This is a genomic window from Metapseudomonas phytobenefica (assembly GCF_043392685.1).
Taxonomy (GTDB): Bacteria; Pseudomonadota; Gammaproteobacteria; order Pseudomonadales; family Pseudomonadaceae; genus Metapseudomonas.
Window position 1 is genome coordinate 34,504 of the sequence record NZ_JBHZGM010000018.1, and the last position, 24,091, is coordinate 58,594.

The 24,091-nt window shown below is 63.5% G+C and carries 22 protein-coding genes; 1 reads left to right on the forward strand and 21 read right to left on the reverse strand.

Annotated features, from left to right (window positions below; genetic code table 11):
- Positions 1-248: 248 nt before the first annotated feature.
- Positions 249-845, reverse strand: a complete 597-nt coding sequence (locus ACFW0B_RS15405; RefSeq protein ID WP_449149566.1) for an NADPH-dependent F420 reductase — start codon at positions 843-845, stop codon at positions 249-251.
- Positions 846-859: 14 nt separating this feature from the next.
- Positions 860-1,612 carry a 3-oxoacyl-ACP reductase family protein gene (locus tag ACFW0B_RS15410; RefSeq protein WP_449149568.1) on the reverse strand — a complete coding sequence of 251 codons (753 nt, stop codon included), beginning with the start codon at positions 1,610-1,612 and terminating at the stop codon, positions 860-862.
- 110 nt (positions 1,613-1,722) lie between these two features.
- Here ACFW0B_RS15410 and ACFW0B_RS15415 point away from each other — a divergent pair, with 110 nt between their 5' ends.
- Positions 1,723-2,661 carry a LysR family transcriptional regulator gene (locus ACFW0B_RS15415; protein WP_449149570.1) on the forward strand — a complete coding sequence of 313 codons (939 nt, stop codon included), beginning with the start codon at positions 1,723-1,725 and terminating at the stop codon, positions 2,659-2,661.
- 328 nt (positions 2,662-2,989) lie between these two features.
- On the opposite strand, the gene ACFW0B_RS15420 is transcribed toward ACFW0B_RS15415, so the two are convergent.
- From ACFW0B_RS15420 to ACFW0B_RS15510, 19 genes are all read right to left on the reverse strand, one after another.
- Positions 2,990-3,148, reverse strand: a complete 159-nt coding sequence (locus ACFW0B_RS15420) for a hypothetical protein (protein ID WP_449149572.1) — start codon at positions 3,146-3,148, stop codon at positions 2,990-2,992.
- A gap of 9 nt (positions 3,149-3,157) precedes the next feature.
- Positions 3,158-3,883, reverse strand: a complete 726-nt coding sequence (locus ACFW0B_RS15425) for a zeta toxin family protein (RefSeq protein WP_449149574.1) — start codon at positions 3,881-3,883, stop codon at positions 3,158-3,160.
- A 495-nt stretch (positions 3,884-4,378) separates the two neighbouring features.
- Positions 4,379-4,612 carry a DUF2274 domain-containing protein gene (locus tag ACFW0B_RS15430; RefSeq protein ID WP_449149576.1) on the reverse strand — a complete coding sequence of 78 codons (234 nt, stop codon included), beginning with the start codon at positions 4,610-4,612 and terminating at the stop codon, positions 4,379-4,381.
- Complete coding sequence (locus ACFW0B_RS15435; RefSeq protein WP_449149578.1) at positions 4,609-5,874, reverse strand: TraB/TrbI/VirB10 family type IV secretion system protein; 1,266 nt, start codon at positions 5,872-5,874, stop codon at positions 4,609-4,611. The genes ACFW0B_RS15430 and ACFW0B_RS15435 overlap by 4 nt, the downstream gene beginning before the upstream one ends.
- Before the next feature lie 2 nt (positions 5,875-5,876).
- On the reverse strand, positions 5,877-6,863 hold the full coding sequence (trbG, locus tag ACFW0B_RS15440) for a P-type conjugative transfer protein TrbG (RefSeq protein ID WP_268132525.1): 987 nt from the start codon (positions 6,861-6,863) through the stop codon (positions 5,877-5,879).
- Positions 6,860-7,567, reverse strand: coding sequence for a conjugal transfer protein TrbF (trbF, locus tag ACFW0B_RS15445; protein ID WP_449149580.1), 708 nt, complete (start codon positions 7,565-7,567; stop codon positions 6,860-6,862). The genes trbG and trbF overlap by 4 nt, the downstream gene beginning before the upstream one ends.
- Positions 7,568-7,579: 12 nt before the next feature.
- Positions 7,580-8,755, reverse strand: coding sequence for a P-type conjugative transfer protein TrbL (trbL, locus tag ACFW0B_RS15450; RefSeq protein ID WP_449149582.1), 1,176 nt, complete (start codon positions 8,753-8,755; stop codon positions 7,580-7,582).
- The gene (locus ACFW0B_RS15455; protein WP_268132531.1) at positions 8,752-8,937 is read right to left on the reverse strand and encodes a hypothetical protein; all 186 of its coding nucleotides are present in this window, start codon (positions 8,935-8,937) and stop codon (positions 8,752-8,754) included. The genes trbL and ACFW0B_RS15455 overlap by 4 nt, the downstream gene beginning before the upstream one ends.
- 12 nt (positions 8,938-8,949) lie before the next feature.
- Positions 8,950-9,684, reverse strand: coding sequence for a P-type conjugative transfer protein TrbJ (gene trbJ, locus ACFW0B_RS15460; protein ID WP_449149585.1), 735 nt, complete (start codon positions 9,682-9,684; stop codon positions 8,950-8,952).
- Positions 9,681-12,110, reverse strand: a complete 2,430-nt coding sequence (gene trbE, locus ACFW0B_RS15465; RefSeq protein ID WP_449149587.1) for a conjugal transfer protein TrbE — start codon at positions 12,108-12,110, stop codon at positions 9,681-9,683. Before trbE ends, trbJ begins: the two co-directional genes overlap by 4 nt.
- Positions 12,111-12,121: 11 nt before the next feature.
- Positions 12,122-12,394, reverse strand: coding sequence for a VirB3 family type IV secretion system protein (locus ACFW0B_RS15470; RefSeq protein ID WP_268132537.1), 273 nt, complete (start codon positions 12,392-12,394; stop codon positions 12,122-12,124).
- Complete coding sequence (locus ACFW0B_RS15475) at positions 12,391-12,732, reverse strand: TrbC/VirB2 family type IV secretion system protein (RefSeq protein ID WP_036993377.1); 342 nt, start codon at positions 12,730-12,732, stop codon at positions 12,391-12,393. Before ACFW0B_RS15475 ends, ACFW0B_RS15470 begins: the two co-directional genes overlap by 4 nt.
- The gene (gene trbB / locus ACFW0B_RS15480) at positions 12,729-13,733 is read right to left on the reverse strand and encodes a P-type conjugative transfer ATPase TrbB (protein ID WP_449149590.1); all 1,005 of its coding nucleotides are present in this window, start codon (positions 13,731-13,733) and stop codon (positions 12,729-12,731) included. The genes ACFW0B_RS15475 and trbB overlap by 4 nt, the downstream gene beginning before the upstream one ends.
- A complete protein-coding gene (locus ACFW0B_RS15485; protein ID WP_003454156.1) occupies positions 13,730-14,164 on the reverse strand; it encodes a hypothetical protein in 435 nt (144 codons plus the stop codon). Before ACFW0B_RS15485 ends, trbB begins: the two co-directional genes overlap by 4 nt.
- Positions 14,161-16,152 (reverse strand): conjugal transfer protein TraG, encoded by a 1,992-nt coding sequence (locus ACFW0B_RS15490; protein WP_449149592.1) that lies wholly within the window; start codon positions 16,150-16,152, stop codon positions 14,161-14,163. Before ACFW0B_RS15490 ends, ACFW0B_RS15485 begins: the two co-directional genes overlap by 4 nt.
- 461 nt (positions 16,153-16,613) lie before the next feature.
- The gene (locus ACFW0B_RS15495) at positions 16,614-18,245 is read right to left on the reverse strand and encodes a BCCT family transporter (RefSeq protein ID WP_449149594.1); all 1,632 of its coding nucleotides are present in this window, start codon (positions 18,243-18,245) and stop codon (positions 16,614-16,616) included.
- Between the two features lie 348 nt (positions 18,246-18,593).
- Positions 18,594-20,090, reverse strand: coding sequence for a CoA-acylating methylmalonate-semialdehyde dehydrogenase (locus tag ACFW0B_RS15500; protein WP_449149596.1), 1,497 nt, complete (start codon positions 20,088-20,090; stop codon positions 18,594-18,596).
- A 48-nt stretch (positions 20,091-20,138) separates the two neighbouring features.
- A complete protein-coding gene (locus ACFW0B_RS15505) occupies positions 20,139-21,296 on the reverse strand; it encodes an iron-containing alcohol dehydrogenase (protein ID WP_449149598.1) in 1,158 nt (385 codons plus the stop codon).
- A gap of 139 nt (positions 21,297-21,435) precedes the next feature.
- A complete protein-coding gene (locus ACFW0B_RS15510; RefSeq protein ID WP_449149600.1) occupies positions 21,436-23,934 on the reverse strand; it encodes a CoA transferase in 2,499 nt (832 codons plus the stop codon).
- Positions 23,935-24,091: the final 157 nt, after the last annotated feature.

Below are 24,091 nucleotides of genomic sequence, written 5' to 3' on the forward strand. Positions count from 1 at the left end.
TCAAGGAAATGCTCACTGATGGTGAGCATTATTTGGATTTCTTAAACTGTTTGCCTGACGTCCTTGCTTGAGGGGACAGGTCCTGTCTGGAAATTGTCCGAGGACTGCCATTTACCGTGGTGCCATGAGTGCGAGCATTTACGTCTCTTGAGCAGAAGCCTGCATTTGACTGCAGGTTGTGTTTGGTATTGGCACTATATCGATCTGCCGAAGGCGGACACCATTGATCGGTGTCCGCCATTCAGGCCTTAGCTATACCTGACCAGATTGAGCGCCGGCAGCGGCCCACCGGGGAACTGCGCCAGGCGTCCCTCGGCCAGGCCTCCAAGGTCGATACCGGCAAAGCCCAGGCGCCCGATCAGCGCCGCCACCTCGGCCTTGGCCGCGGCATCCTCGCCCGCATAGAACAGCACACGGCGTCCGCCTTCGGCTTGCGGGTCGCCGACCAGCAGCGCCGGCGCCAGGTGATTGAACGCCTTGACCAGGCGCGCCCCGGGTAGCAGCTGCGCCACCACTTCGCTAGAGCTTTGGTCGCCCAGGTCGAAGGGCTGGAAGGTTGGCGCCTCGATGGGGTTGTTGGTATCCACCACGATGCGCCCGTTCCACGAACCGATTCCGTCCACCGCGGCCGGAATCTTCGACCAGTTCACCGCGAGGAAGACGATCTCCGCTTGGGCGGCCTCCTCGCGGCTGACCGGCCGGACCTTCGGCCCGAGTTCATTGGCCAGCGCCTGCAAGCTCTCGGGCCCGCGGCTATTGGCGAGGGCGACTTCGATGCCCGCGTTGCTCAGGGCACGGGCGATGGCGCTGCCTATGGCTCCGGCGCCGATGATGCCTATCTGCATGTTCCGTCCCTCCTTCAGGCGGTGAAGCCGCCATCGACCAGCAGCTCGGCGCCGCTGACGAAGGCTGCCTCGGGGCTGGCCAGCCAGGCCACGGCGGCAGCAATGTCGCGGCCCTCGCCATAGCGGCCGACGGCGATGTTGGGACGGACGAAGTCGGCTACCGGGCCATCCGCCGGGTTCATGTCGCTGTCGGTCGGGCCGGGATGCACGGTATTGACCGTGATGCCACGCGGACCAAGGTCGCGCACCAGGCCGCGGCTGAAACCGGCCAGGGCACCCTTGGTCAGCGTGTAGGCCGAAGCGGTAGCGAAGGCGGCGTAGTGAACCATGGAGCTGCCGATCTGGATGATGCGACCACCATGGCCCATGTGCTTGAGCGCTTCCTGGGTGGCGACGAACACCCCGGTGACATTCACCGCGAGGATGCGCTGGAAGTCCTCGAAAGCGATCTCTTCCGGGGCACCGAGCACGCTGATGCCAGCATTGTTGACCAGGATATCCAGCCGGCCGAAGGTGCTGGCGACCTCTTGTACCGCGGCGCGCACCGCCTGCGGGTCACCGGCATCGGCAGCGATGGCGAGGGCCCTGCCGCCGGCCGCGACTATCTCGCCGACCAGCGCCTCGGCCTTGGCTGGCGAGGCGTTGTAGGTGACGGCGACACTGGCGCCGTCGGCAGCCAGGCGCTTGGCGATGGCGGCACCGATGCTGCGCGAGCCGCCGGTGACTAGGGCGACCTGGCCGCTGAGGGGAAGGTTGACGTTATTCATGATGCAGACCTCGTGTGGGTGATGGACGTGCTCATGAAACGCCTTTGGCTTTTCACGCAGTAGCGGGTAATGACTAGAATCACCTTCAACTAACGCTTGAAGGCTGCACTATGGAAACCCTGGCCAATCTGGAATCCTTCGTACGCAGCGCCGAGTGCGGTAGCTTCTCCGCCGCGGCACGGCGTCTGGGCCTGACCCCGGCGGCGATCAGCCGCAACGTCGCCCAGTTGGAGGCCAATCTCGGCGTGCGCCTGTTCCAGCGCAGCACCCGGCGGTTGACCCTGACCGAGTCCGGTGAGCGCTTTCTCGGCAATGTCGGTGGTGGATTGGAGAGCATCCAAGCGGCCATCGCCGATCTCGCCGGCAGCGCCGGTGCACCGAGTGGTGTGCTGCGCCTGTCTGCAGCCCCGGCCTTCGGTCGCGACTTCCTGCTACCACCGATGCCCGAGTTTCTCGCTCGCTACCCGGCAATAACGCCGGAGTGGCACTTCGACAATCGCCAAGTGGAGTTGATTGCTGACGGCTTCGATGCCGCCATCGGCGGCGGTATCGAGCTTTCGCCAGGGGTGGTAGCGCGTGAGCTGGCCCCGGCGCATCTGGTGCTGGTGGCTGCGCCTGATTACCTGGCCGAGCGGCCTACGCCCAGGCGCCCGGAGGAGTTGGCCAAACTCGATCAGTTGGCCATGCGTTCGACCCAGAGCGGAAAGGTGCGCAGCTGGATGTTGCAGGGGGCGAAGGGCGAGCGTGTGCCGCTGGAGTTGCGTCCGCGCATGCTGGTCAACGATCCCCAGGCGCTCTGTGCCAGCGCCGTGCTCGGTCTAGGCGTGGCGCTGCTGGCCGTGCCGGATGTGCTTGGGCACCTTGAGAGCGGCGCCCTGGTGCGGTTGTTGCCGGATTGGCATGTGGATGCCGGCCCCATCTCGCTGTACTTCGCCAGCCAGAAGCTGCTGCCCGCCAAGACCCGCGCCTTCGTCGACCATCTGGTCGAGCATGCCCGTGAACAGCAATGGTTGCGTCGTTTCGACGCCAGGAATGGGGGCTTGATCTAGGCTAAGGTCCGCTTCTGGCCGATTCCGTGCTTTTCCCTCCGGCAGCAAAGGTCGTGCGCAGCCGATCGCCAATACGGCGTACCGGCATGTGAGCGGGTGGTCAAGACGAATGCAAATGGTTGGTCAGGTAGGGTGCAATTGGGGGCACGATTAGTGCAATTGCGCAGCACCGACTTTTCGTACAGAACCTAGTGAATGAGTGGGTTGGGGAGGAGGCGATCCGCTTCCAACCCTTTGAATTGCCTTATCAGAACTGACGGAGACCGCAAACCACCTCCCCAAACGAAAAGCCCTCGCAATTGCGAGGGCTTTTCGAAATCTTTCCGGATCAGTCGGCTGCAGCTGCTGCCAACACCTTGCATTGGCGCTCGGTGGATTTTTTCATCACATCGTTGTAGATGCGCTTCTTCTCCGCCGAGGAAGCATTCCGGATGAACTCAGAGAATTTGGTGGATTTGACCGGTTTGGTTACCGTGAAGAAGCTCATTTCTGATCCTCAGCCTCGCTGTAAAAGCATCTGCTCAAGGGACGCGCGATCATAGGTTTCGGGGACATGGCTGTCAATCCGATCTATGTTCGCCTCATAAACCCGGTGCGCCCCATCGTTGTTTTTCAACAGTAGGTCCACTTCTATCGACTTCCCGAAGCGTTGCTTCAGACGATTCACGACGTCTCTGGCCGCGAAATACTGTCTGACAAACTCTTCAATCGGGATGTTCCTTCCTTCTACCCGCTCACGGGCTTGGACGAAATTCCAAGCCAGGTCCGGTCGTTGATATACGTACAGGATTAGCACAGTCCGGTTCTTGCGCAATGACCGTTCGATGTTCCGCTCAGCGACTTCGTAGTTTGAGAGCGTGCCATCGAGCAAAAACGACTGCCGCTGCTCCAACGCGAGGTCGTGAATCTTCTCCACCAGAATCGACACTCCTCGCTGAAAGAGCCAGGAATTGCCTCCCGTGTAGCCCCGGAATTCAGACCTTAGCTCGTCGGGATCGATCCGCAGGATCTTGAATCCGTTTTCGTCGAAATGCGACAGCAACTCAATCGACGCCTCTGTCTTGCCAGCCCCTGGCGACCCCGCCATGAACACCGAAACCGGGTTTTCCTCTCGTACGTATATCTGGGGGTCGGTGAGACGCCTTGCAATGGTTTTCTTGTTGGTCCTGGCGAAATCCACCGCGTCATCGCTGATGGCCTGTTCCTCGGCGCTAAACGGCATGAATCCTCCTTTCACCCAACGCGACTCGAATTTCGCCCATCTCAACTGGGTCATGCAAATCGGCTTTCTCTATCAGGAACCCTGCGTTTCTAAAAAGCTCCTGCAGTCTCTGTCTGCCCGAACAGGCAGCACTTGATGCTTTTGCCGGTCAGGCGGCTGAGAGCCGTGTGGTTCTTACGCAGGCAGCGAGGCGTGTGGCTTTGCTACTGTCGGCAAGGAGGGTCAAGGCGTGCCAGAACTCCTCGAGAATGTACTGTGCCGGCGGTGCCGCCCGGACGATGCTGTCGACCTTCGGGATGGGCGATCCCATAGCCTTGGAAACTTTGGCCAGCACCCGGCGCGTGCCATCGTCCCCGCGCCACGCCATAGGGCTAAATGTGTCGATTTTTCTGGCCCCTGCAGGGGCGAAATTGCCAGTGGCCTCTAGACGATGTCGGCAAAGCGTTAGATGTTTGCCGTTCGCCTGGGGTTTGTTGGGGAATCACATGGAGAGGATCACCTTTCCCTGTCGACTTCGACGTTGGCTCTCCTGAACCCCCGATCCCGGGCCATAAACGCCTCCAGCATGTGCGGGATGAGCGTCAGGGCGTCGACTTCTTCGCCGTAGGTCTGCGAGTGCAACGCCGCGTAGCGCTCAAGGTCGGCTTTCAGGCTGGCCGGACAGGTAAAGGTCAGCTTCAGGCTCTCGGTTTTCGGCAAGGGGCCGAGGCGTAACTTGGTCGTGCTCATTGTGGGTTCCTCTGCTGGATGAACATGGGTTGGTAGGGGCGCAGCACCAGGTCGCGGTTTACGATCACCCGCAGGGGCAGGCCCGGACGCTGGGTCAGCGTGGGTTGGATATCGAGGTTGCGGCGGGTGACCTCCTGGCCGACCTGGTTCACCGTGTCCTGCAGGCTGTCGCGTCCGGCGATGATGATCCGATTACCGTCGGTGCGATTCTCCGGCGCGGCCAGTTCTGCGCCGATGCCCAGCAGGCTGGTCATGGCCGCGCCAGCGACGATCCGGTCCCAATGCCAGTCGACGCCATCCTCAAGACCGGCATAGCCGGCGGCATCGGTACCCACCAGGTTGTCGAGTTGGAAGGATGAGGTGTCCGGCAGGATCACCCGCTGCCAAACCACCTGCACGCGGCTTTGTCCGTAGCTCACCTGGCTGTTGTAGCGGCCCAGCAGGCGCGAGCCCTGGGGGATCAGCACGTGCTGGCCGGTGGCACTGTCGTAGACCGGTTCGGTCACTGTGGCGATCACGTCGCCGGGTAGATCCGACTTGATACCGGTGACCAGTGCCGCTGCGATGACGGTGCCGGCCATCACCTGGTAGGGCGAGTCGGGCATCTGCAGCAATCCGGAATTACGGATTTGCGCATTTGCGGATCTACTGAGAAACGCGTTGTTCTGCTCTTGCTGGGTTGGTGTTCCCGCAGCGGCGGCTATTGCGCCTGACGAAGCCATACCCAGAACCGTGGAACCGAGTTGAGCGCCCCCAGTGGAGGCGATATTCGATTTCTTCGCGCTGCCGGTCTGGAAGAACACCGAGGAGAGCGCTGCTTCCTCGGCTTCCTTGAGTCGGGCAAGGCGCTCCGCTTCAGCGGTGTCCGGACCATGGCCATAGCCCTGTGCCTGCTGCTCGGCCCTGAGGATCGGCCCGCCCAGATCACCGGGCAGCGGCGGCCCCAGTTGCGGCACTTCGGGAGCAGGGGGAGGCGGCAACTGCGCATAATCTGCCGGTAGCTGCTCCAGCCCCTCGGATCGCGCCACGCGGTCGACGTTGTACAGTTCGTTCGGCTCGTTGCCTTGGCGGCGCTGCTGCGGCTGCAGCGACCACAGCATGGCTCCGAGTACCGCAGCCGATAGACCGCCGACCACTACCGCCAGCATGCGTGGGTTGAGGCGAGTGACAGGGCGCGGCTTGGCGCGCAGCTCCAGCGATTCAGGCGCTTCCTTCGGCGGTAGCGATTTAGCCGGGCTTTGGATGTCGTCCTTGGCTGTCATGCTCAGGGCCTCCGTGCCACGCCATCGGTGCGCTCGATCCGCACCACGTCGCCCTTGTCGGCGCCCAGGCGCAGCTCGGCCGCCCCGAACAGGCGGTCGACGATGTAGTAGGGCGAGCGGAAGCGGTAGTTGACCAGTTGCCCATCACCTTCCGAGCCGATCACGAACAAAGGCGGCAACTCACCCTGGGCGATGCCGGCGGGAAACTGGATGTACACCTTCCTGCCGTCATCGAAGGCGCGAAGCGGCTTCCAGGGCGGGTTGCTGCCGCTGATGGCATAGCGAAAGCGCAACTGCTCCAACCTGAGGCCAGCATCGACTGGGGCCGCCGTTTTCGCAGCCATGGCGCGGCGCTGCAGGGCAAGCATGCGGTCCTTGGGGTAGTCCCAGGACACCGAAGCCATCCAGGCCTGCTCGGTGGAGGTCAGTTCGATCAGGTAGGTGCGCCGTGTGGTGGTGATGACCAGATTGGTCTTGAGGTCGACCCGCGTCGGCTTGACCAGCACGCTGGTGCGCAACTCATCGCCGCTGCCGCTGGAAGTGTCGCCGACGATCCAGCGCACCGTGTCGCCGGCGGCCACGGTGACCAGCTCCTCGCCTGCCTGCAGGTTGATTGCCGTGACTCGCCCCGGGCTGGTGTACACCTGGTACAGGGCGCCGTCGGAGTAGGGCCAGACCTGGATGGCGTTGATGTAGCCCTCCCGGCTCGGTGCGACCCGGGCGTCGCGGTTGGCGCGCGAGACGCGCGTGCGCTCATCGGCCGGTTCCGCGGTCGGCTTATCGGCCATGGTTTCCGCCAGCGGCTTGAGCTGCGCCGGCAGGGCTAATGGCTTGGGGATCTCCACCACCTCGACGGGCTTGGGCGGCTCCGGCAGGCGCTGCGCCTCCACCGGTTCGTCCAGCGCGATAACCGGAAGATTCTGGCTGGCGCAGCCGGCCATCATGCTTAGCAGCAGAGGGCAGATACAGAGGTTCAGGGAGGTTTTCATGGTTTCTTGGCTCCTTCCGTAGTGTCCAGTTCACGGCTCCATGACAGGCCGTTGACGTAGATGCCGAGCGGGTTGCGGCGCAACTTCTCCTCGGTCCGCGGAGGCTGCAGGACCACTGAGATCACCGCCGTCCAGCGCTCCAGTCCGGCGGTCACCCCATTGACGAAGCGGTGCTCGTTCCAGCGCACCTGGAACGAGCTGTCGCTGGCGCGCACTACGCTGGTGACCTCCACCGTCACCGACTCCTTGCCCACGCGGGTGAAAGGGTCGTTGGCACGGGCATAGTCATTGAGCGTGACGGCGCCGCGGTCGGTGGTGAAGTGATAGGCCTCCAGCCAGTTCTGCCGCACCACCACCGGGTCGATGGACAGCGAGCGCACCCGCTCGATAAAACGCGCCAGATGGTGGGCGATCTGCGCATCCTGCGGTTGATAGGGGCTGGCGGCCTCGCCCACGGCACGCACCTGGCCGGTGTTGTCGACCTCCACCACGTAGGGCGTGACCACCGACTGGGCTGAGCGCCAGAGCAGGCCGCCGGCCATCAGCAGGGCCAGGCCCAGGCAACCGAACGCCATCAGTCGCCAGTTGCGTGCCTGCGCCAGGCTGCTGCCCATGCGTCGGTCCCAGGCCTGCGCCGCTGCTTGGTAGGGCGTTACTGGTTGCGGGGTGTCGCTGTAGCGCGCCCGCGGACGTTTGAAACGCATCTTCGTCCTCCTTTACGAATTCGATGGGTCGCGGATCTGCGGCCCGGGGGATGAGCCACCACCATCGCCAGCACGCAGTGTGTGCGCGACCGTGGTAGCAGCCTGGGTGAGTTGCTGCTTGCGTTGCAGGCGCCTGGCCCAGTCGGGCTGTTTGGCTTGGGGCATGGATGGGCTGTCAGTACTTGGCGCGCCACCAGTCATTGCACCGCCAGCGGCCGACCCAGAAGGCATGCCAGGCAAGGAGCGGGCTCCACCCATGGCGAGGCGCGCCGCACCGGGTGCCATACGGGCGCCGGCCAGCACGGCACCGCCGACGCCCGTCGCCACCGCGGCTGCGCCCGCGGCCATGCCCGTAACACCGAGAGCCGTACCGGCGGCTGCACCGGCCCCCAGTTGCGGGGCGCCGGAGACCAGCCCGGTGGCGATGCCCGGACCGAAGATGCCCAGGCCCAGCAAGGCCAGCGCGGCGAGCATGACCACCAGGGCATGGTCGATGGAGGGTTTGTCCGGAACGGCCTGGAACTCTGCGAACAACCCGCTGCCGATGCCGACGATCACCGCCAGTACCAGGACCTTGATGCCAGACGCCACCACGTTGCCCAGGACCTTCTCGGCGAGGAAGGCCGTCTTGTTCCAGAGGGCGAAGGGGACCAGGACGAAGCCGGCGAGGGTGGTCAGCTTGAATTCGATCAGGGTGACGAACAGCTGGATGGCCAGGAAGAAGAAGCTGACGATCACCACCAACCAGGCCAGAAATAGCACCGTGATGCTGTGCAGGTTTTCGAAGACGCCTGGAAATCCGCTGAGCGTGCTGATCTGCTCAAGGAGGGGGCCTCCTGCATCGACGCCAATGGAGGCCAACCGCCCCGGCTTCAGGAACTCGGCAGGGCTTAGCGCCGAGCCCGCCGCCAGCAGGCCCAACCCCGCGAAGGAGCTGAAGAGGATCTTCGCCAGCGCGTTGAAGTTGCCGATGATAAAGGCGAAGGCGCCGACGTAGAGGATCTTGCGGACCAGCTTGGTGCTGACGTCCTCGCCGCCCATGGCCCAGAGCAGCCCGGCCAGGGTCATGTCGATGGCCACCAGGGTCAGGGTGAGAAAGGCCACCTCGCTGCCGAGCAGGCCGAAGCCCGTGTCGATATACAGCCCGAAGACGTCGAGGAAGCGGTCGATCACGCTGACATCGTTCATGGCACGTCCTCGTCGAAGCTCGGCGGGATGGCGGGCAGGGTCTCAGGGGTGAGGAACTCGCCGGGGCGAGCGCAACCGGAGTAGAAGCGTTCGGTCGAGTCGTATTGCCGTGCCACAACGTCATCGTCGCCACGTCCGCAGGCGGCCAGTGCCAGTAGCGGCAGCAACGCCAGGATTTTCATGGGTCGGCCTCCCTACCGATAGAACTGCACGGGGTAAGGGGTGTAGGGCGTGCCGCTGCCCATGAAGCGTCGCCGCAACTCCCGGGCCTCCTCGGCTGCCGCTGCCTGCCGGGCGAGCTCCAGGGCGATGGCGCGGTTCTGGGCGATCTGCAACTGCTGCGCCTGGATCGACTGCTTGGCCTGCAAGGCCAGCAATTGGTTGGTGGCCTGGGCCGCCTGTAGCGCGCCACCGGACGACTGGCTTTGCTGCACGAGGTCGGCCAGCACGTTCTCGTCCTGGGCCAGGTTCTGCGCCACCTGTGCCTGTATCCGCATGGCGGTGTGCAGTCCCTCGAGACCCTGCTTCCAGCGCTCACGCGCTTCCTGCGCCATTCGTTCGCCGGTGACGCTGTTCGCGTAGTCGGCTGGATACAGGCGGGCAAACTCCTGATCCAGGCGCTGCACTTCGTAGGCGAGTCCTTGGGCCTCCGCCAACAAGCGCGACGTGGTGGCGAGGTTCCTGCGCAGCCGATTGACCACGTTGTAGTCCAGGGTTGCCAGGTGGCGGCCCTGGTTCAGCAGCATCTGGGCCTCGTTCTGCAACTGACGGACCTGGTTGTTGACCATCTCCAGCGTGCGAACCGCAGTCAGGGTGTTCTGCGCGAGGTTGGTCGGGTCGATCACGGTGAGCGCGCTGGCCGGTTGGAAGGCCAGCAGGCCCAGCATCAACAGGGCCGCGTGTGCGTAACGGCAAGTACGAAGCGTCATGGCAGGCACTCTTTGCGTGGTGTGGGATGGGAGGCGAGCAGGTCGGCGGCCCAGTCCAGGCTGCGGTGGCGTAGCCAGGCGGCGGCGAAATCCGCTGGACCGGACTCCTGGAGGACCCGGCTGATTGCTCGTTGCTCGGCCGGGCTGGCGGAGGCAGCGAAGGCCAGCGCTACCGGCCCGAGGTCAAGGTCGAACAGCCGGTTGCCCAGGCGCGACTGGTAGTAGTAATCACGCTTGGGCGTGGCCTGGGCGATGATGTCGATCTGCCGATCATTCAGGCCGAAGCCCTGGTAGATGCCGCGGATCTGCGGCTCGCTGGCCTGCGGGTTGGGCAGGAAGATGCGGCTGGCGCAGCTCTCGATGATGGCTGCGGCGATGCTGGAGTCCTTGATGTCGGCCAGCGACTGGGTGGCGAAGATCACCGAGACATTCTTCTTGCGCAGGGTCTTGAGCCATTGGCGGATGCGCGCGGCGAACAGCGGCTCGTCGAGAAATAGCCAGGCCTCGTCGAGGATCAGCAGGGTGGGCGCGCCGTCGAAGCGTTCCTCGAAGCGCGCGAACAGGTAGCCCAGCACGGCGGCCACCGCCGCCTTGCTGTGCATCAGCTCCTCCATCTCGAAGCACTGCACATCGGCCATGCCCAGCCGATCGCGATCAGCGTCCAGCAACTGGCCGTGGGCTCCACCCAGCACATAGGGCTGCAACGCCTGGCGCAAAGCGTTGTCCTGCAGCAGCACGCACAGGCCGGTCAGGGTGCGCTGCGCCTCGGGGGCGCCGGCCAGGCTATCCAGCGCAGTCCACAGCGCGGCCTTTTGTTCAGGGCCGACGGCCACGCCCTCCTGTAGCAGGCGCGCCTCCAGCCACTCGGCGGACCAGGCGCGGTAGCCGGCCTGGTCGATGCGCGCCAGGGGCTGGAAGGCCATATCGCCATCGCCGCCCAGCTCGTAGTGCTCGCCGCCCAGGCCCAGCACCGTCGCGCGCAGCGAGCGCCCCATGTCGAAGAGAAACAGGCGCGCGCCCGGGTAGCGACGGAACTGCAGGGCCAGGGTCGCCAGCAGCACCGACTTGCCCATGCCGGTGGGGCCGGCCACCAGGGTGTGGCCGACGTCGCCGACATGGGTGACCAGCCGGAACGGCGTTGCGCCATCCGTGCGTGTCACTACCAGAGGCGGACCGTCGAGGTGATGGTTGCGCGTGGGGCCGGCCCAGACTGCCGACAGCGGCATAAGATGCGCCAGGTTGAGAGTGGACACCAGCGGCTGCCGCACATTGGCGTAGGCATTGCCGGGGATGGACGACAGCCAGGCCTCCACGGCGTTGAGGCTCTCGGCAAGTGTGACGAAGCCGCGTCCCTGGATCACCCGCTCGACCAGCCGCAACTTCTCGTCAGCGACCTGGGCATCGCAGTCGCTCACCGTCACGGTGGCGGTCAGGTAGCCAAAGGCGACCTGGTCGGCGCCCAGTTCCTGCAACGCCGCATCGGCGTCGCTGGCCTTGTTCGCCGCGTCGCTGTCGAGCAGGGGGCTTTCCTGCTGGAAGAGCGCTTCGCGCAGCAGCGCCAGGACGCCCTTGCGCTTGGCAAACCATTGCCGGCGCAGGCGCACCAGCTCCTTCTCGGCCTCGTCCTTGTCCAGGCAGATGAAGCGGGTCGACCAGCGATAGGGGATGCCCAGGCGGTTGAGGTCATCCAGCAGGCCCGGCCAGGTCGAGGTGGGAAAGCCGCGCACCGAGAGCACGCGCAGGTGCTGCTCGCCCAGCCGCGGTGCCAGACCCGTGGCCAGCGGACAGTCGGCCAGCAGCGTGTCCAGGTGGAAGGGCACCTCCGGCACGTCGATTCGCTGGTGGTGCGTCGACACCGTGGCGTGCAGGTAGGTCAGCGTTTGGCTGTCGTCGAGCCAGGCCAGCTCGGGCATCACCCCGTCCAGCAGGTCGAAGAAGCGATCGCTCTCGACGATGAAGGCGGCCAGCCGTTCGTGCCAGTCGACGCCGCGATGCGCCCGGTGCTCGTAGAGCAGGCCGGCGGCGCGGGAGCGTGACTCTTCCGGTGGCAGGTAGAGCAGCGTCAGGTGGTAGGCACTCTCGAAGTGTCGGCCTTGGGCCTCGAAGGCGGCACGGCGCTCCTCGTCCACCAGCCAGGACAGCGGCTCGGGAAAGTCGCTGTCGGGATAGCCCGCTGCCGCCAGGCGCTCGGCCTCGATGAACAGCGCCCAGCCCGAACCCAGTCGGCGCAGGGCATTGTTCAGGCGCGCCGAGGTGGCCACCAGCTCGCCTTGGGTGGCGCTGTCCAGGTCCGGGCCGCGAAAGTGCAAGGTGCGCTGGAAGGCACCGTCCTTGTTCAGCACCACGCCCGGGGCGACCAAGCCAGCCCAGGGCAGCCAGTCGGCCAGTTGCGCGGGACGACGCTGGTATTCGGTGAGGTTCAGCATGGCGGCTCTCCTCACACGTCCAGCAGCGGGGATTGCTTGATGTGCCGCGCGAAGACCTGCAGGAACTGCGGATCGAGGCGGGCGCCCCAGACGGCCAGCGAGTGGCCGACCAGCCAGAGCACCAGGCCCGGAATCCATAGCTGCAGGCCCAGGCCGACCACGGCCGCGAGGGTGCCGTTGAGGATGGCCACGTTGCGTGGCGCGCCGCCGAGCAGGATTGGCTCGGTCAGTGCGCGGTGCAGCGGCACTTCGAAACCGGGGAGGAGAGTGCGCTCGCCGTTCATGCAACCACCGCCCCGCCGGAAAAGCTGAAGAAGCTGAGGAAGAACGACGACGCGGCAAAGGCGATGGACAGGCCGAAGACGATCTGGATCAGCTTGCGGAAGCCGCCGCTGGTATCGCCGAAGGCCAGCGTCAGGCCGGTGGTGATGATGATGATCACTGCGACGATGCGTGCCACCGGGCCCTGCACGGAGTCGAGGATCGATTGCAGCGGCCCTTCCCAGGGCATGCCGGAGCCTGCGGCGAATACCGGAACGCACACGCCCAGGCAAAGTGCGCCCAGTAGGAGTGCGCTGGCGGCACGACGACGAAAAGCAACGAAGGTATGGAGGAGAGTCATGGCTGATTCCCTGTCGTGGATGAAGGAGAAAGGAGGGCGTCGATCGAAGTCAGCTGATAGCCGCGCTCGTCATGGCCAATGACGCGAGCGATCTGCTGCACATGGCGGGCGCGGCCGCGCCCGGCAAGGAACACCACCAGGTTGATGGCCTCGGCGATCAGGGCCCGTGGCGCGGCCAGGGCGACTTCCAGGATCAGTTGTTCCAGGCGTAGCAGGGCGCCCTGGGCGGAGCCGGCATGGAGGGTGGCGATACCGCCCGGGTGGCCGGTGCCCCAGGCCTTGACCAGGTCCAGGGCTTCGCCGCCCCGTACTTCGCCAACTACCACCCGATCGGGGCGTAGGCGCAGGGTGGAGCGCACCAGGTCGGCCATGGACACCACGCCGGGCTTCGTGCGCAGGGCGACGTGATCGAGGGCGGGGCATTGCAGTTCGACCGTGTCCTCCAGGACCAGCACGCGGTCACCGGTGCCGGCTACTTCGGCCAGCAGGGCGTTGGCCAGGGTGGTCTTGCCGGTGCTGGTGCCACCGGCAACGAGGATGTTCTGCCGGTCGCGCACGGCGACACGCAGGTAGTCGGCTTGTGCGGCGTCGAGGACTCCGTCGGCCACGTACTGCTGCAGGGGAATGACGCTGGCGGCCCGTTTGCGCAGGGCAAAGGTCGGCCCGATTGCCACGGGTGGCAGTACGCCTTCGAATCGCTCGCCGGACTCCGGCAACTCGGCGCTGAGCAGGGGCTTGCACCGGTGCACTTCGACGCCGATATGCGCGGCAACCAGGCGGATGATCCGCTCGCCGTCGGCGGCGGGCAGCGTGCCCAGTCTGGAGCGGCCGGTGGACAGGCGATCCAGCCAGAGCACACCGTCGGGGTTGAGCATGACCTCGACCACATCCGGATCATCCAGGGCGGCGGCGATCAGTGGGCCCATCGCCGTGCGCAGCATGCGGGTTCGGCGATCCAGGGAGGCCGCTGCTGCGCTCCGCATCGGGGAGGCGGTGGTCATGGACGGTCCCCCGCAGCCTGGGCTTCTGACGGAGCGGCCTCATGCAGGTCACTGACCAGACTGCGCCCGCGCTGTAGGTGGCGCCCCAGTTGCTCGACGAACTGGGTGAAGCGCAGCTTGCCCTGCGCGCGCGCCGCGTCCTGATGAGCCTCGGGCACTGGTGTGCTGACGGTGAGGTAGTAGCGCACGTAGAGCGCGACGGTCTCGATCAGGATGTTCTGGTCGCGCTCCAGTCGCTCGAACTGGCGCGACAGCCGATCCAGCCGCTTGGCCATGGCCACCTCGCGCTGTTCCCCGGAGTCTGGTGACAGCCAGGAAGCGAGGGCTGCGGCGATGATCGAGGACTTCGACACCCCCTTGGTGATCGCCAGCTCGTTCAGGCGTTTGGCGTGTTCGGGTTGGATGAACAGGTTCAGGCGGGTTCGGCTCATAGGGCGATTCCATCGTCAGGGTCGAGGGCGGCCAGCCGCGCTGCGCGCTGCAGGCGCGGATCGGGCTGGGTAGGGAAGAGGGCCGGGGTGTCGTCCTCATCGAGCAGCAGCAGGTCGCTGGCCAGCTCGTCGAGGTCAGGCAACTGGGCGATTTCCGCCAGCTCGGGCTGGCGGCGATGGCCGCCGTCCTCGAGGGACTCGCCGCTGGCCGGTCCTGTCTGCGGAGCGTCAATGGCCGAGGGGACGGTCAAGGCACTCCAATCGTCCGGTCGCGCGGCGGGGGCGTCGGCGTAGCGACCAGGCCCTAGCCGTGGCGCTGGAAGTACCCGACGCTGGAAGTTGGTGTCGGTGAAATAGCGCAGCTTCTTGGCCCGGATCGGCGCATGGCCGGAGAGCATCACCACCGATTCGTCGGTGGGCAGTTGCATCACCTCACCGGGAGTCAGCAACGGGCGAGCCGTCTCCTGGCGCGAGACCATCAGGTGGCCCAGCCAGGGCGCGAGCCTGTGGCCGGCGTAGTTGCGTTGTGCGCGCAGCTCGGTGGCTGTGCCCAGCGTTTCGGAGATGCGCTTGGCGGTGCGCTCGTCGTTGGTGGCGAAGGTCACCCGCACATGGCAGTTGTCGAGGATCGAGTGGTTCTGGCCGTAGGCCTTGTCGATCTGGTTGAGCGACTGCGAGATGAGGAAGGCGCGCAGTCCGTAGCCGGCCATGAAGGCCAGCGCCGACTCGAAGAAATCCAGCCGCCCCAGCGCGGGGAACTCATCGAGCATCAGCAGCAGCTTGTGCCGGCGCTCGATGCCGTCGGTGCCATCGAGTGATTCGGTCAGGCGCCGGCCTATCTGGTTGAGGAGCAGGCGAATCAGCGGCTTGGTGCGGCTGATGTCCGAGGGCGGTACTACCAGGTACAGGGATACGGGATGCTCGGCTGAGATGAGGTCGGCGATCCGCCAGTCGCAACGCGAGGTGACCTCGGCGACCGTCGGATCACGGTATAGGCCGAGGAAGGACATGGCCGTCGACAGTACGCCCGAACGCTCGTTCTCACTCTTGTTCAGCACCTCGCGCGCGGCCGAGGCCACCACCGGATGAGGCGCGTCGCCCAGGTGGGGTGTGCTCATCATCCGGTGCAGGGTCAGCTCGAAGGTGCAGGACGGGTCCGAGAGGAAGTTGGCGACGCCGCGCAGGGTCTTGTCCTCCCCGGCATAGAGCACGTGCAGGATGGCGCCGACCAGCAGTGCATGGCTGGTCTTTTCCCAGTGATTGCGTCGCTCCAGCGCGCCCTCCGGGTCGACCAGGATATCGGCGATGTTCTGCACGTCTCGCACTTCGTGGGTGCCGCGACGTACCTCCAGCAGCGGGTTGTAGGCCGCTGAAGCCGGGTCGGTGGGGTTGAACAGCAGGCAATGGGAGAAGCGCGAACGCCAGCCAGCGGTCAGGTTCCAGTTCTCACCCTTGATGTCATGGATGACGGCGGAGGCCGGCCAGGAGAGGAGGGTGGGGACTACCAGGCCGACACCTTTGCCAGAGCGCGTCGGTGCGAAGGCCAGCACATGCTCCGGGCCTTCATGGCGCAGGTACTGCTCCTCGAACAGGCCAAGGAATACCCCCGCCGGTTGGGTCAGCCCGGCGCGGCGCACCTCATCCGCATCGGCCCAGCGTGCCGACCCGTAGGTCGTGACATGCCTAGCCTGGCGCGCCCTCCAGAGGGCCATGCCGATTGCCACCACCAAGGCCAGCAGGCTGCTGCAGGCGGCGATGCTACCGCCGACGTTGAAGACCTCCGGCGCATAGGCATCGAAGAAAAACCACCACTCGAACAGACGCCAAGGGTGATAGATGGGCATGCCGAACCATTCGAACCAGGGCGCTCCCAGGCGAGACTGGTAGCCAAGCGCGGCGGCTGTCCACTGCGTGGCACTCCAGATCCCGGAAAGGGTAATGGCCAACACCACCAGCACCTGGCCGTACAGCACCGTCGTCGCTTGCATCCCTGAACCCAACCTCTCCGATCAAGCACTCGGCACGCCGATGTGCCGCGGGCGAGAGGTTCGGCAATGGTGGGGGAGGGGTCAAAGACCGATTCGCGGGTAATTAAGAGCGAGGCGACAACTGTTCTGGCTGCGGGGTTTGGGGGAGGGAATCAACAGGGTACGGCGTGCCCTCCAGACAGACGTCGACCACAGCTGCCAGTTGATATGGGCAGAAGCCGGCCAGAAGGAGACTCGCAGATGACGAGGAAACGAAGGGTGACCCAAGGATAGGAGAGCACGTAGTTCTGCTCGAATGTCATATTTAGGCGGGTCACTGCGCTTTGCTACACAGTACGCAGTGACCCTTACAGCGTTACTTGTCAGTTGCTAGTCGCTCTATCTGGAAGGGACGAACGATTAGCACGACCAACCAGACGACCGAGCAAACTCGTGCCTATCTACAGGTGGCCTATCACCGCTCATTTGCCCGCAGTAGCCGCCACCGGACTCAGCATGTCCGGATCGTCCGTCTCTTCCCTATGCCGAGGTACCGTGACCTGCGAGGCGGCCAGAACCACTTCACGATTTTCGAACTGATCGCCGAAATCTACCCTGATCATGCGAACCAGGGACCAGGCCAGCACACCGAGGACCGGGATCAGTGGAAGTGCCACGACGATCGTCGACGTCTGTACTGCCTTGAGCCCGCCGACCTTGATCAGCCCGATACCGATCACCGCAAGAAGCAACGCCCAGACAATTCGTAACCAGCGTTGCGGCTCTTCATAACCGCTCAGTTCACGCGAAGTGACCGACGCCAGGACGTAGGCGGCCGAATCCAGCGTGGTCGCCAGGAAAACGAAGCACAACAGCACGAACGCGGCGATTATTGGGCCAGAGAATGGAATGGTCTTGAGAATGGCAAGAACGGCTGCGGGAATACCCTGCTGACTGAGGATCGCACTCACGTCCAGCGCACCAGACAGTTGAAGATTCAGCGAATAACCGCCCCAAACGGCGAAGAAGATCCAGCAGCCAAGACTGCCCCAGACCAACTCGGCAAGAATCAACTCCTTGATGGTGCGGCCCCGTGAAATACGAGCCACGAACAAGCCCATCATCGGAGCGTAGGCAATCCACCAGGCCCAGTAGAAAACCGTCCAATCCTGGGGGAAGGAGCCCTTAGCAATCGGATCGGTCCACAAGCTCATGTGAATGAAATTGTTGAACATCAGCCCCAGGCTGTTTGCCCAACCGTTAATGATCATCAGGGTGGGACCAATGATGGCTACGAACGCCAACAGCAGAAGTGCCAGATAGACGTTTATGTCGCTGAGAATCTTGATTCCCTTGCTGAGACCGAACCAGACGCTCATACCGAACATCAGTGTCCAGAGGGAAAGAATCGCCATATCGAAAGCAAACGACGGTTTGATGCCAAAGACATCGCTTGCCAGGGTCGATACTAGCGGTACGGCAAGACCGAGCGAAGTTCCCACGCCCCCGACTATCCCGAAGACCACGATGGTATCGAGCAGGATGCCCATCCAGCCGTTGGCCTTGGTTCCAAGTACCCCGCGTGCCGCAACCGATAGACGCACGCCGGGCTGCCGGCGCACGTACATGGAATATGCAATGGGCAAAGCGGGCAAACAGTAGAAGGCCCAAGGCGTAAGCCCCCAATGGAACTGTCCATAGGTCAGGGCCCACTCGGCGGCCTCTCTACTGTGCGCTGCGATGTTCAGTGGCGGCGCATTGAAATAGTAAATCGGCTCGACCCACGCCCAGTTGACGATGGCAATACCAATGCCACCGCAGAAAATCATCGCCACCCAGCTGAAATAGGAGAATTCGGGGGCATCAGTCTCCCGACCTAAGCGAATGTTTCCGTATCGGCCGAAGGCGAGCCAGAGCAAAAAAGCAACCACTGAAAGCCCGGAGACCAAGTACAGCCAGCCGAACTTTCCGGTGGAAAACGCAAACATCTGGTTGATGATCGCTTCGCCCGATTCGGGGAAAGCAACCAGTGGAATGGTGATACCCAAAATGACAATCAATGAGGGCCAGAATACGCGCCCATCAAGCGCAGTGCCCGTGTGGACCTTGTTCATTTCGCAAGTCTCCTCAATAGCTCATTGCCTTTCACAACGGTGCAAGGCCAGGAATCGGATTAGTTCCGGAGATCGGCCAGAAAGCTGACGTGAGGTCGCGCAGAGGGGAGGAGACAGCAGGGGCAGCGGAGCGAAAGCTTCTTGTGATTGTTGTTCATAGTCGTCTCTCGATTACGGGTTTTATTGTTGTGTTCGAGTTGAGTCGTCTTCGGTTGCCGGGGCGCCTTGATCAAATTGGCGTCACGCTTATGCCGCGGAGCTCGTTGGGCGGAGTTGGTTGCTGCGCCCCAACGAGACACGGCCAGATCCCCACCGGGCGTTGCCAACACCCGGTGGGGCATCCAGTCGCTACTTCATCGTCGGCATGGAGAACTCGACGCCTTCGCGCACGCCGGAGGACGGCCAGCGCTGGGTCACTGTCTTGCGGCGGGTATAGAAGCGAACCGCGTCCGGGCCATAGGCGTGCAGGTCGCCAAAGAGAGAGCGCTTCCAACCGCCAAAACTGTGGTAGGCCACGGGTACGGGCAGCGGTACGTTGATACCAACCATGCCGACCTTGATGTTGTCGGAGAAGTACCGGGCAGCCTCGCCATCGCGGGTGAAGATGCAGGTGCCGTTGCCGTACTCGTGGTTGTCGATCAGCGCCATGGCTTCTTTCATGCTGTTGACGCGAACAACCTGCAGCACGGGGCCAAAGATCTCTTCCTTGTAGCTGACCATTTCCGGTGTCACGCGATCGATCAGGGTGCCGCCCACGAAGAACCCATTCTCGTATCCCTGGACCCGGGGCTCGCGACCGTCGACTACGACGGTGGCGCCTTGCTCTTCTGCGCTGCCGATGTAGCCAATCACCTTCTGTTGATGCTGGCGCGTGATAACAGGGCCGAAATCATTCTTGCTGTCGGTGTAGGCACCGACTTTCAGGTTCTGCATGGCCGCCTGCATTTTCTCGATCAGCGCATCCGCAGCTGCATCCCCCACCGCCACGGCGACCGACAAGGCCATGCAGCGCTCGCCGGACGAGCCGAAGGCCGCCCCGAGCAGTTGGTTAACAGCGTTGTCCATATCCGCGTCGGGCATCACGATGGCGTGGTTCTTGGCACCACCCAGCGCTTGGCAACGTTTGCCATGGGCAGTCGCCGTGGAATAGATGTACTCGGCCACCGGGGTCGAACCGACGAAACTCACGGCCTGAACGCGAGGGTCGCGCAGGAGGATGTCCACCGCCTCCTTGTCACCATTCACCACGTTCAGCACACCATTGGGCAGACCAGCTTCCTGCAGCAGCTGGGCAATGAACAGGGTGGAGCTCGGGTCACGCTCGGAAGGCTTGAGGATGAAGCAGTTGCCGCTGGCAATCGCCATCGGGAACATCCACAGCGGCACCATCACCGGGAAGTTGAATGGGGTGATGCCAGCCACCACCCCCAACGGCTGGAACTCGCTCCAGGAGTCGATGTTCGGTCCAACGTTCTTACTGTGCTCCCCCTTGAGAAGCTCGGCGATTCCGCAGGCGTATTCGACGTTCTCGATGCCGCGCTGCAGCTCACCGGCTGCGTCATGGGAGATCTTGCCGTGCTCCTCACCGATCATCTGGCAGATGGTGTCGGCGTTCTTCTCCAGCAGTTCCTTGAAGCGGAACATCACTCGGGCGCGTTTGATCGGCGGAGTATCGCGCCAGGCCGGGAAGGCAGCTTCAGCCGCAGCAATTGCGCAATCCACGGTCTGGGCGGAGGCCAGTGCGACCTGGCGGGAAACTTCGCCAGTAGCCGGGTTGAAGACATCCTGGGTGTGCTTGGCAGCAGTAGTGATCTGGCCGTTGATCAGGTGGCCTACAGTGTTCATAAACGGATTCCTCGTATGTTCAGACAGGTTCAAAAATGGCGGTAGGACTTACCAGAGGCTGCGGTACAGCTCGACCATCTCGGCCTCGCTAGGTACACGCGGGTTGTTGCCAGGCGAGCCGGAAGCCAGCGCCTGACGGGCCATGGTCGGCATGAGCTCGAAGAATTGATTACGGTCGATACCGAACTGCGCCGGTGTCGGCACGTTCAGCTCAGCGTTGATTGCTTCCAGTTCAACGAGGAGCTTCTCAACAGCGCTGTTATCGCTGTCCGAGGCAGCCGCTACGCCCATCGCTCGCGCACAATCGGCATAGCGATCACGAGCAGCAGGGATGGAGAACGCAGTAACGGCAGGCAGCAGCATGGCGTTCGAGAGGCCGTGCGGCACATGGAAGAAGGCGCCGATCGGTCTGCTCATTCCATGCACCAACGCAACGGAAGCGGCCGAGAACGCCAAGCCCGCCAAGGTCGAGCCCAGCATCACAGCTTCACGCGCTGCTCGATCATCACCCTTCGTGTAAACCTGACGCAGGTTCGGTCCGATCAGGCGCATAGCGGCCAGGGCCTGAGCATCGCTGAACAGATTGGCCTTCTTGCTGACATACGCCTCGATGGCATGGGTCAGCGCATCGATTCCGGTGTCGGCGGTGACTCGCGGAGGCAAGCTCAGGGTCAGCTCGAAGTCCACCAGTGCGGCCACGGGCATGAAGCCTGCTCCGACGCAGAGCATCTTCTCGTCGCTTTTTTCGTCGGTGATGATGGTGAAACGAGTCACCTCTGAACCGGTACCGGCGGTGGTTGGAATCGCGATGATCGGCAGACCGGCCTCGGTGACGTTACGCGGGAACTTGTAGTCGCGCATTTCGCCACCATGCTTGGCCAGGATGCCGATGGCCTTGGCGCTATCAATCGGGCTACCGCCACCCAATGCGATGATGCTGTCATAGCCACCAACGCGAGCGGCTTCGACGCCCGCCTGAATCGAGGCGACCGTGGGTTCAGGTACGGTATCAGAGAAGATGTCTGCATACAGACCCGTATCGGCAAGGGCATTTTGAATACGGCCGGCGTAACCCAGCTCAACCATCATGCGATCGGTAATGATCAGCGGGCGCATGCAACCCAGGCTGGCAAGGACCTGCGGGATCTGCAGACTGGCGCCGGCCCCTGTCTGCAGGATGCGGGGGAGAATGCTCGAGTAAGTCATGATGAAATCTCTTTTCGCAGCATGAGCAAGCCCGCAAGCGGGCTTCTGCGCTCGTTCTTTGAGAGGGGAAGGGCATCCTGAAGCAGTTCAGGCCCGACACGGGGGATAGGCCTGAACTGCGTATAGCGGGTCCTACCAATCAGCTGGGCAGGTACTCGCCACTCCAGCTTTCGCTGATCGCCCCGATTTCCAGCAGCGTACGGACCTGCTCAGCGCTGTACCCCAGGCGTTCAAGCACCTTGCGAGTGGAGGCACCAAACTTCTCCGCCGGCGAAAGGGCACGGATGCGTGAAACGCGCGGGCGAATCGCATACGGGTCGAGCTGTGTGATGCGATGGCCGCTAGGGTGATCGCTATACACGCTGAAGGCGTAGCTACCGATGTTCGTACCCGGCTGGCCATCGGCTGCACGGCTATAGCGTTGTCGCAGGTTGTCGATGTTGTCCGGCACCGCAGCAGCGATGTTGGCTGCCTGCAGACGCTCCTGCAGCGTAGTGCTGGACATGCGGCTGATGGCTTGGCCAAGGAAGGTCTCACGATCAGTCGCTGCAGCCACGCCTGCCAGTTCGGCAATGGCACCGAACTTGTCCAGGTCACTCTCGTCCGCATCCAGGTAGATCCAGCCATCTGCCGTGCGATAGAAGCGCGACAACTCGCTGTAACCTACGGCGTCACGACCAGACGGTTCATCGAAGGGACCGCGACCTGCGTAGTCGTAGCAGAACGGTATCTGGACCAGGTTACCCAACGCCGCCAGAGAGGTGCGCGCACGGTGGGCTTCGCCGGAGCGATGCTTTTGATACAGGGCAGTGGCCACACCCAACGCGGCGGCGAAGCCGCACATCACGTCAATGGTGCCGACGTGGGCGTGCTCTTCTGGCGTCTTCATGCCACCGCCAAAGCGCAGCATGATGCCCGTGGTGGCCTGAATCAGATCGTCATAGCCCAGGTAATCGGTGCGCGGTCCACGACGCGGGCCACCGAAGCAATCGAGCTGACAGAAAATCACACCAGGATTAACCGCCTGCAGGCTGGCCTCGTCCAGTCCCAGCGGGGCCAGTTGACGATCCGGGGCGTTCATCACGATGACGTCCACTTCGCGAACCAGGCGGTTGAACACCTCGCGACCGTCGACGGTGTTGAGGTCGACCAGGATGCTTTCCTTGCCGCGTGCGGAGGACAGGCCGAAGACGACGGTGTTCCACGGATCGTAGTTGGGCACTGCCGGATCAAGCTTGATCACATCTGCGCCGAAGCGGCCTAGGAACGAGGTGGAGTGCGGACCTGCGATGACGTTGGTGAGGTCGAGGATCTTCACTCCATCCAGCCAACCACTCTGACCGTCCAGCTTCGGTGCGGGCAGGGTCGGAGATGGGCGCTCCTGCAGCGTGGCCAACGCCTCATCGAAAGTAACGTCACGTCGGGAAAGCGGCTTGAGCATCGGTTCTGCACTGCCTTCCAACCATGCCACCGGTCCGGGCTGTTTCATTACCCCGTACACGCGGTCCGTCACCTCGACGACCAGGCCGGCAGCGTTGGCGTGCTCGTCGTGCAGCCATTCCTGAGTGGAACGGTGCGGAGCCCCGGGGAAACGTCCCTCGCCGAAGATCACTTCCCACTCGGCAGCAGTCTTGGTGAGGAACACTTCTTTCATCCGGGTGGAGATACGCGCAGCCCAATCTGCGGGCAGCGGGTAGACCCCCAGGGAAGCATCGCCTTCCCACTGGTCAATCGGCAGGTATGGATCGGCCACCTTGGGCAGGCCAGCGGCGAGCATTTCCTCGTACAGCCCCATGGCTTGCAGGCAGCGCTTGGCATGGTCGCGGTGGGAAGGGCAGACCGCATAGAACTTGCGGCCGTCGGCGCATTCGTAGGTGCGGTAGAAGGGGTCCAGGTACTCCTGCAGATCCTCGTAGCTGAGGTTCATCGGCAGGCTCTCCGCCCTGCGCCGCTCGATTTCCTTCTCGCGCAAGGTTTTGTATCGCAGCGGATAGCCGTCGATCTTGATGGAGTTGTACGAGAGCCCCTCCATCACTGCCGATGCCAACGGCACTTCGATCTCGTCGCCTACGCCATTTTTTTCACGTGCCTGCAGAGCCAATACCACGGCCGATACTGCGAGCATGGTGCCGTAGGCGGAGGCCAGTGGAAGCGGAGAGAAGCTCGGGTTGATACCCATCAGCACCCTGTTCTGCCCCATGTCCGTGAACACACCAGAGGCCGACGCGATCACCGCCTCGGTGGCGCGCCATTCTCGACGCAACTCATCGTTACTGGCGAAGCCAGGGATGGAAAGTGTGATCAGTTCCGGGCGGCTGCGCCGCAATTCGGAGAAATCCAGGCCGAGGCCGCTCATCACACCCGGGCGGAAGTTCTCGATCACCACATCGGCCTCCGCTACCAGTTCTCGAGCCTGGCGCAGCCCATCGGGACTCTTCAGGTCCAGGCGGATGCACAGCTTGTTGCGATTGAGCGTGGCGTTGGCCGGACTGTCCCAGAGCGGGCCTGCCGGGGGATCGATGTGAATGACGGTGGCGCCGAGATCGGCGAGGATCATCGCTACCGCGGGACCGGCGATGTACTGGCCGAAGTCGATCACATTGACGCCCTGCAGGGGCAGTTGCTTAGCGTTTCCCATGAGGTAACCCTATCTAGCGCCGCGTCGGCCAGGCAGACCGACCACGGTTAATTGTTGTTGTCGATGTCTTGCGTAAACCGGTCACCTGACCTGACTAGCAGGGCCATCGGCTTGCGATCTGAGGGCTACTTTCGGGAAAACGTCTGTCAGGGAAAAG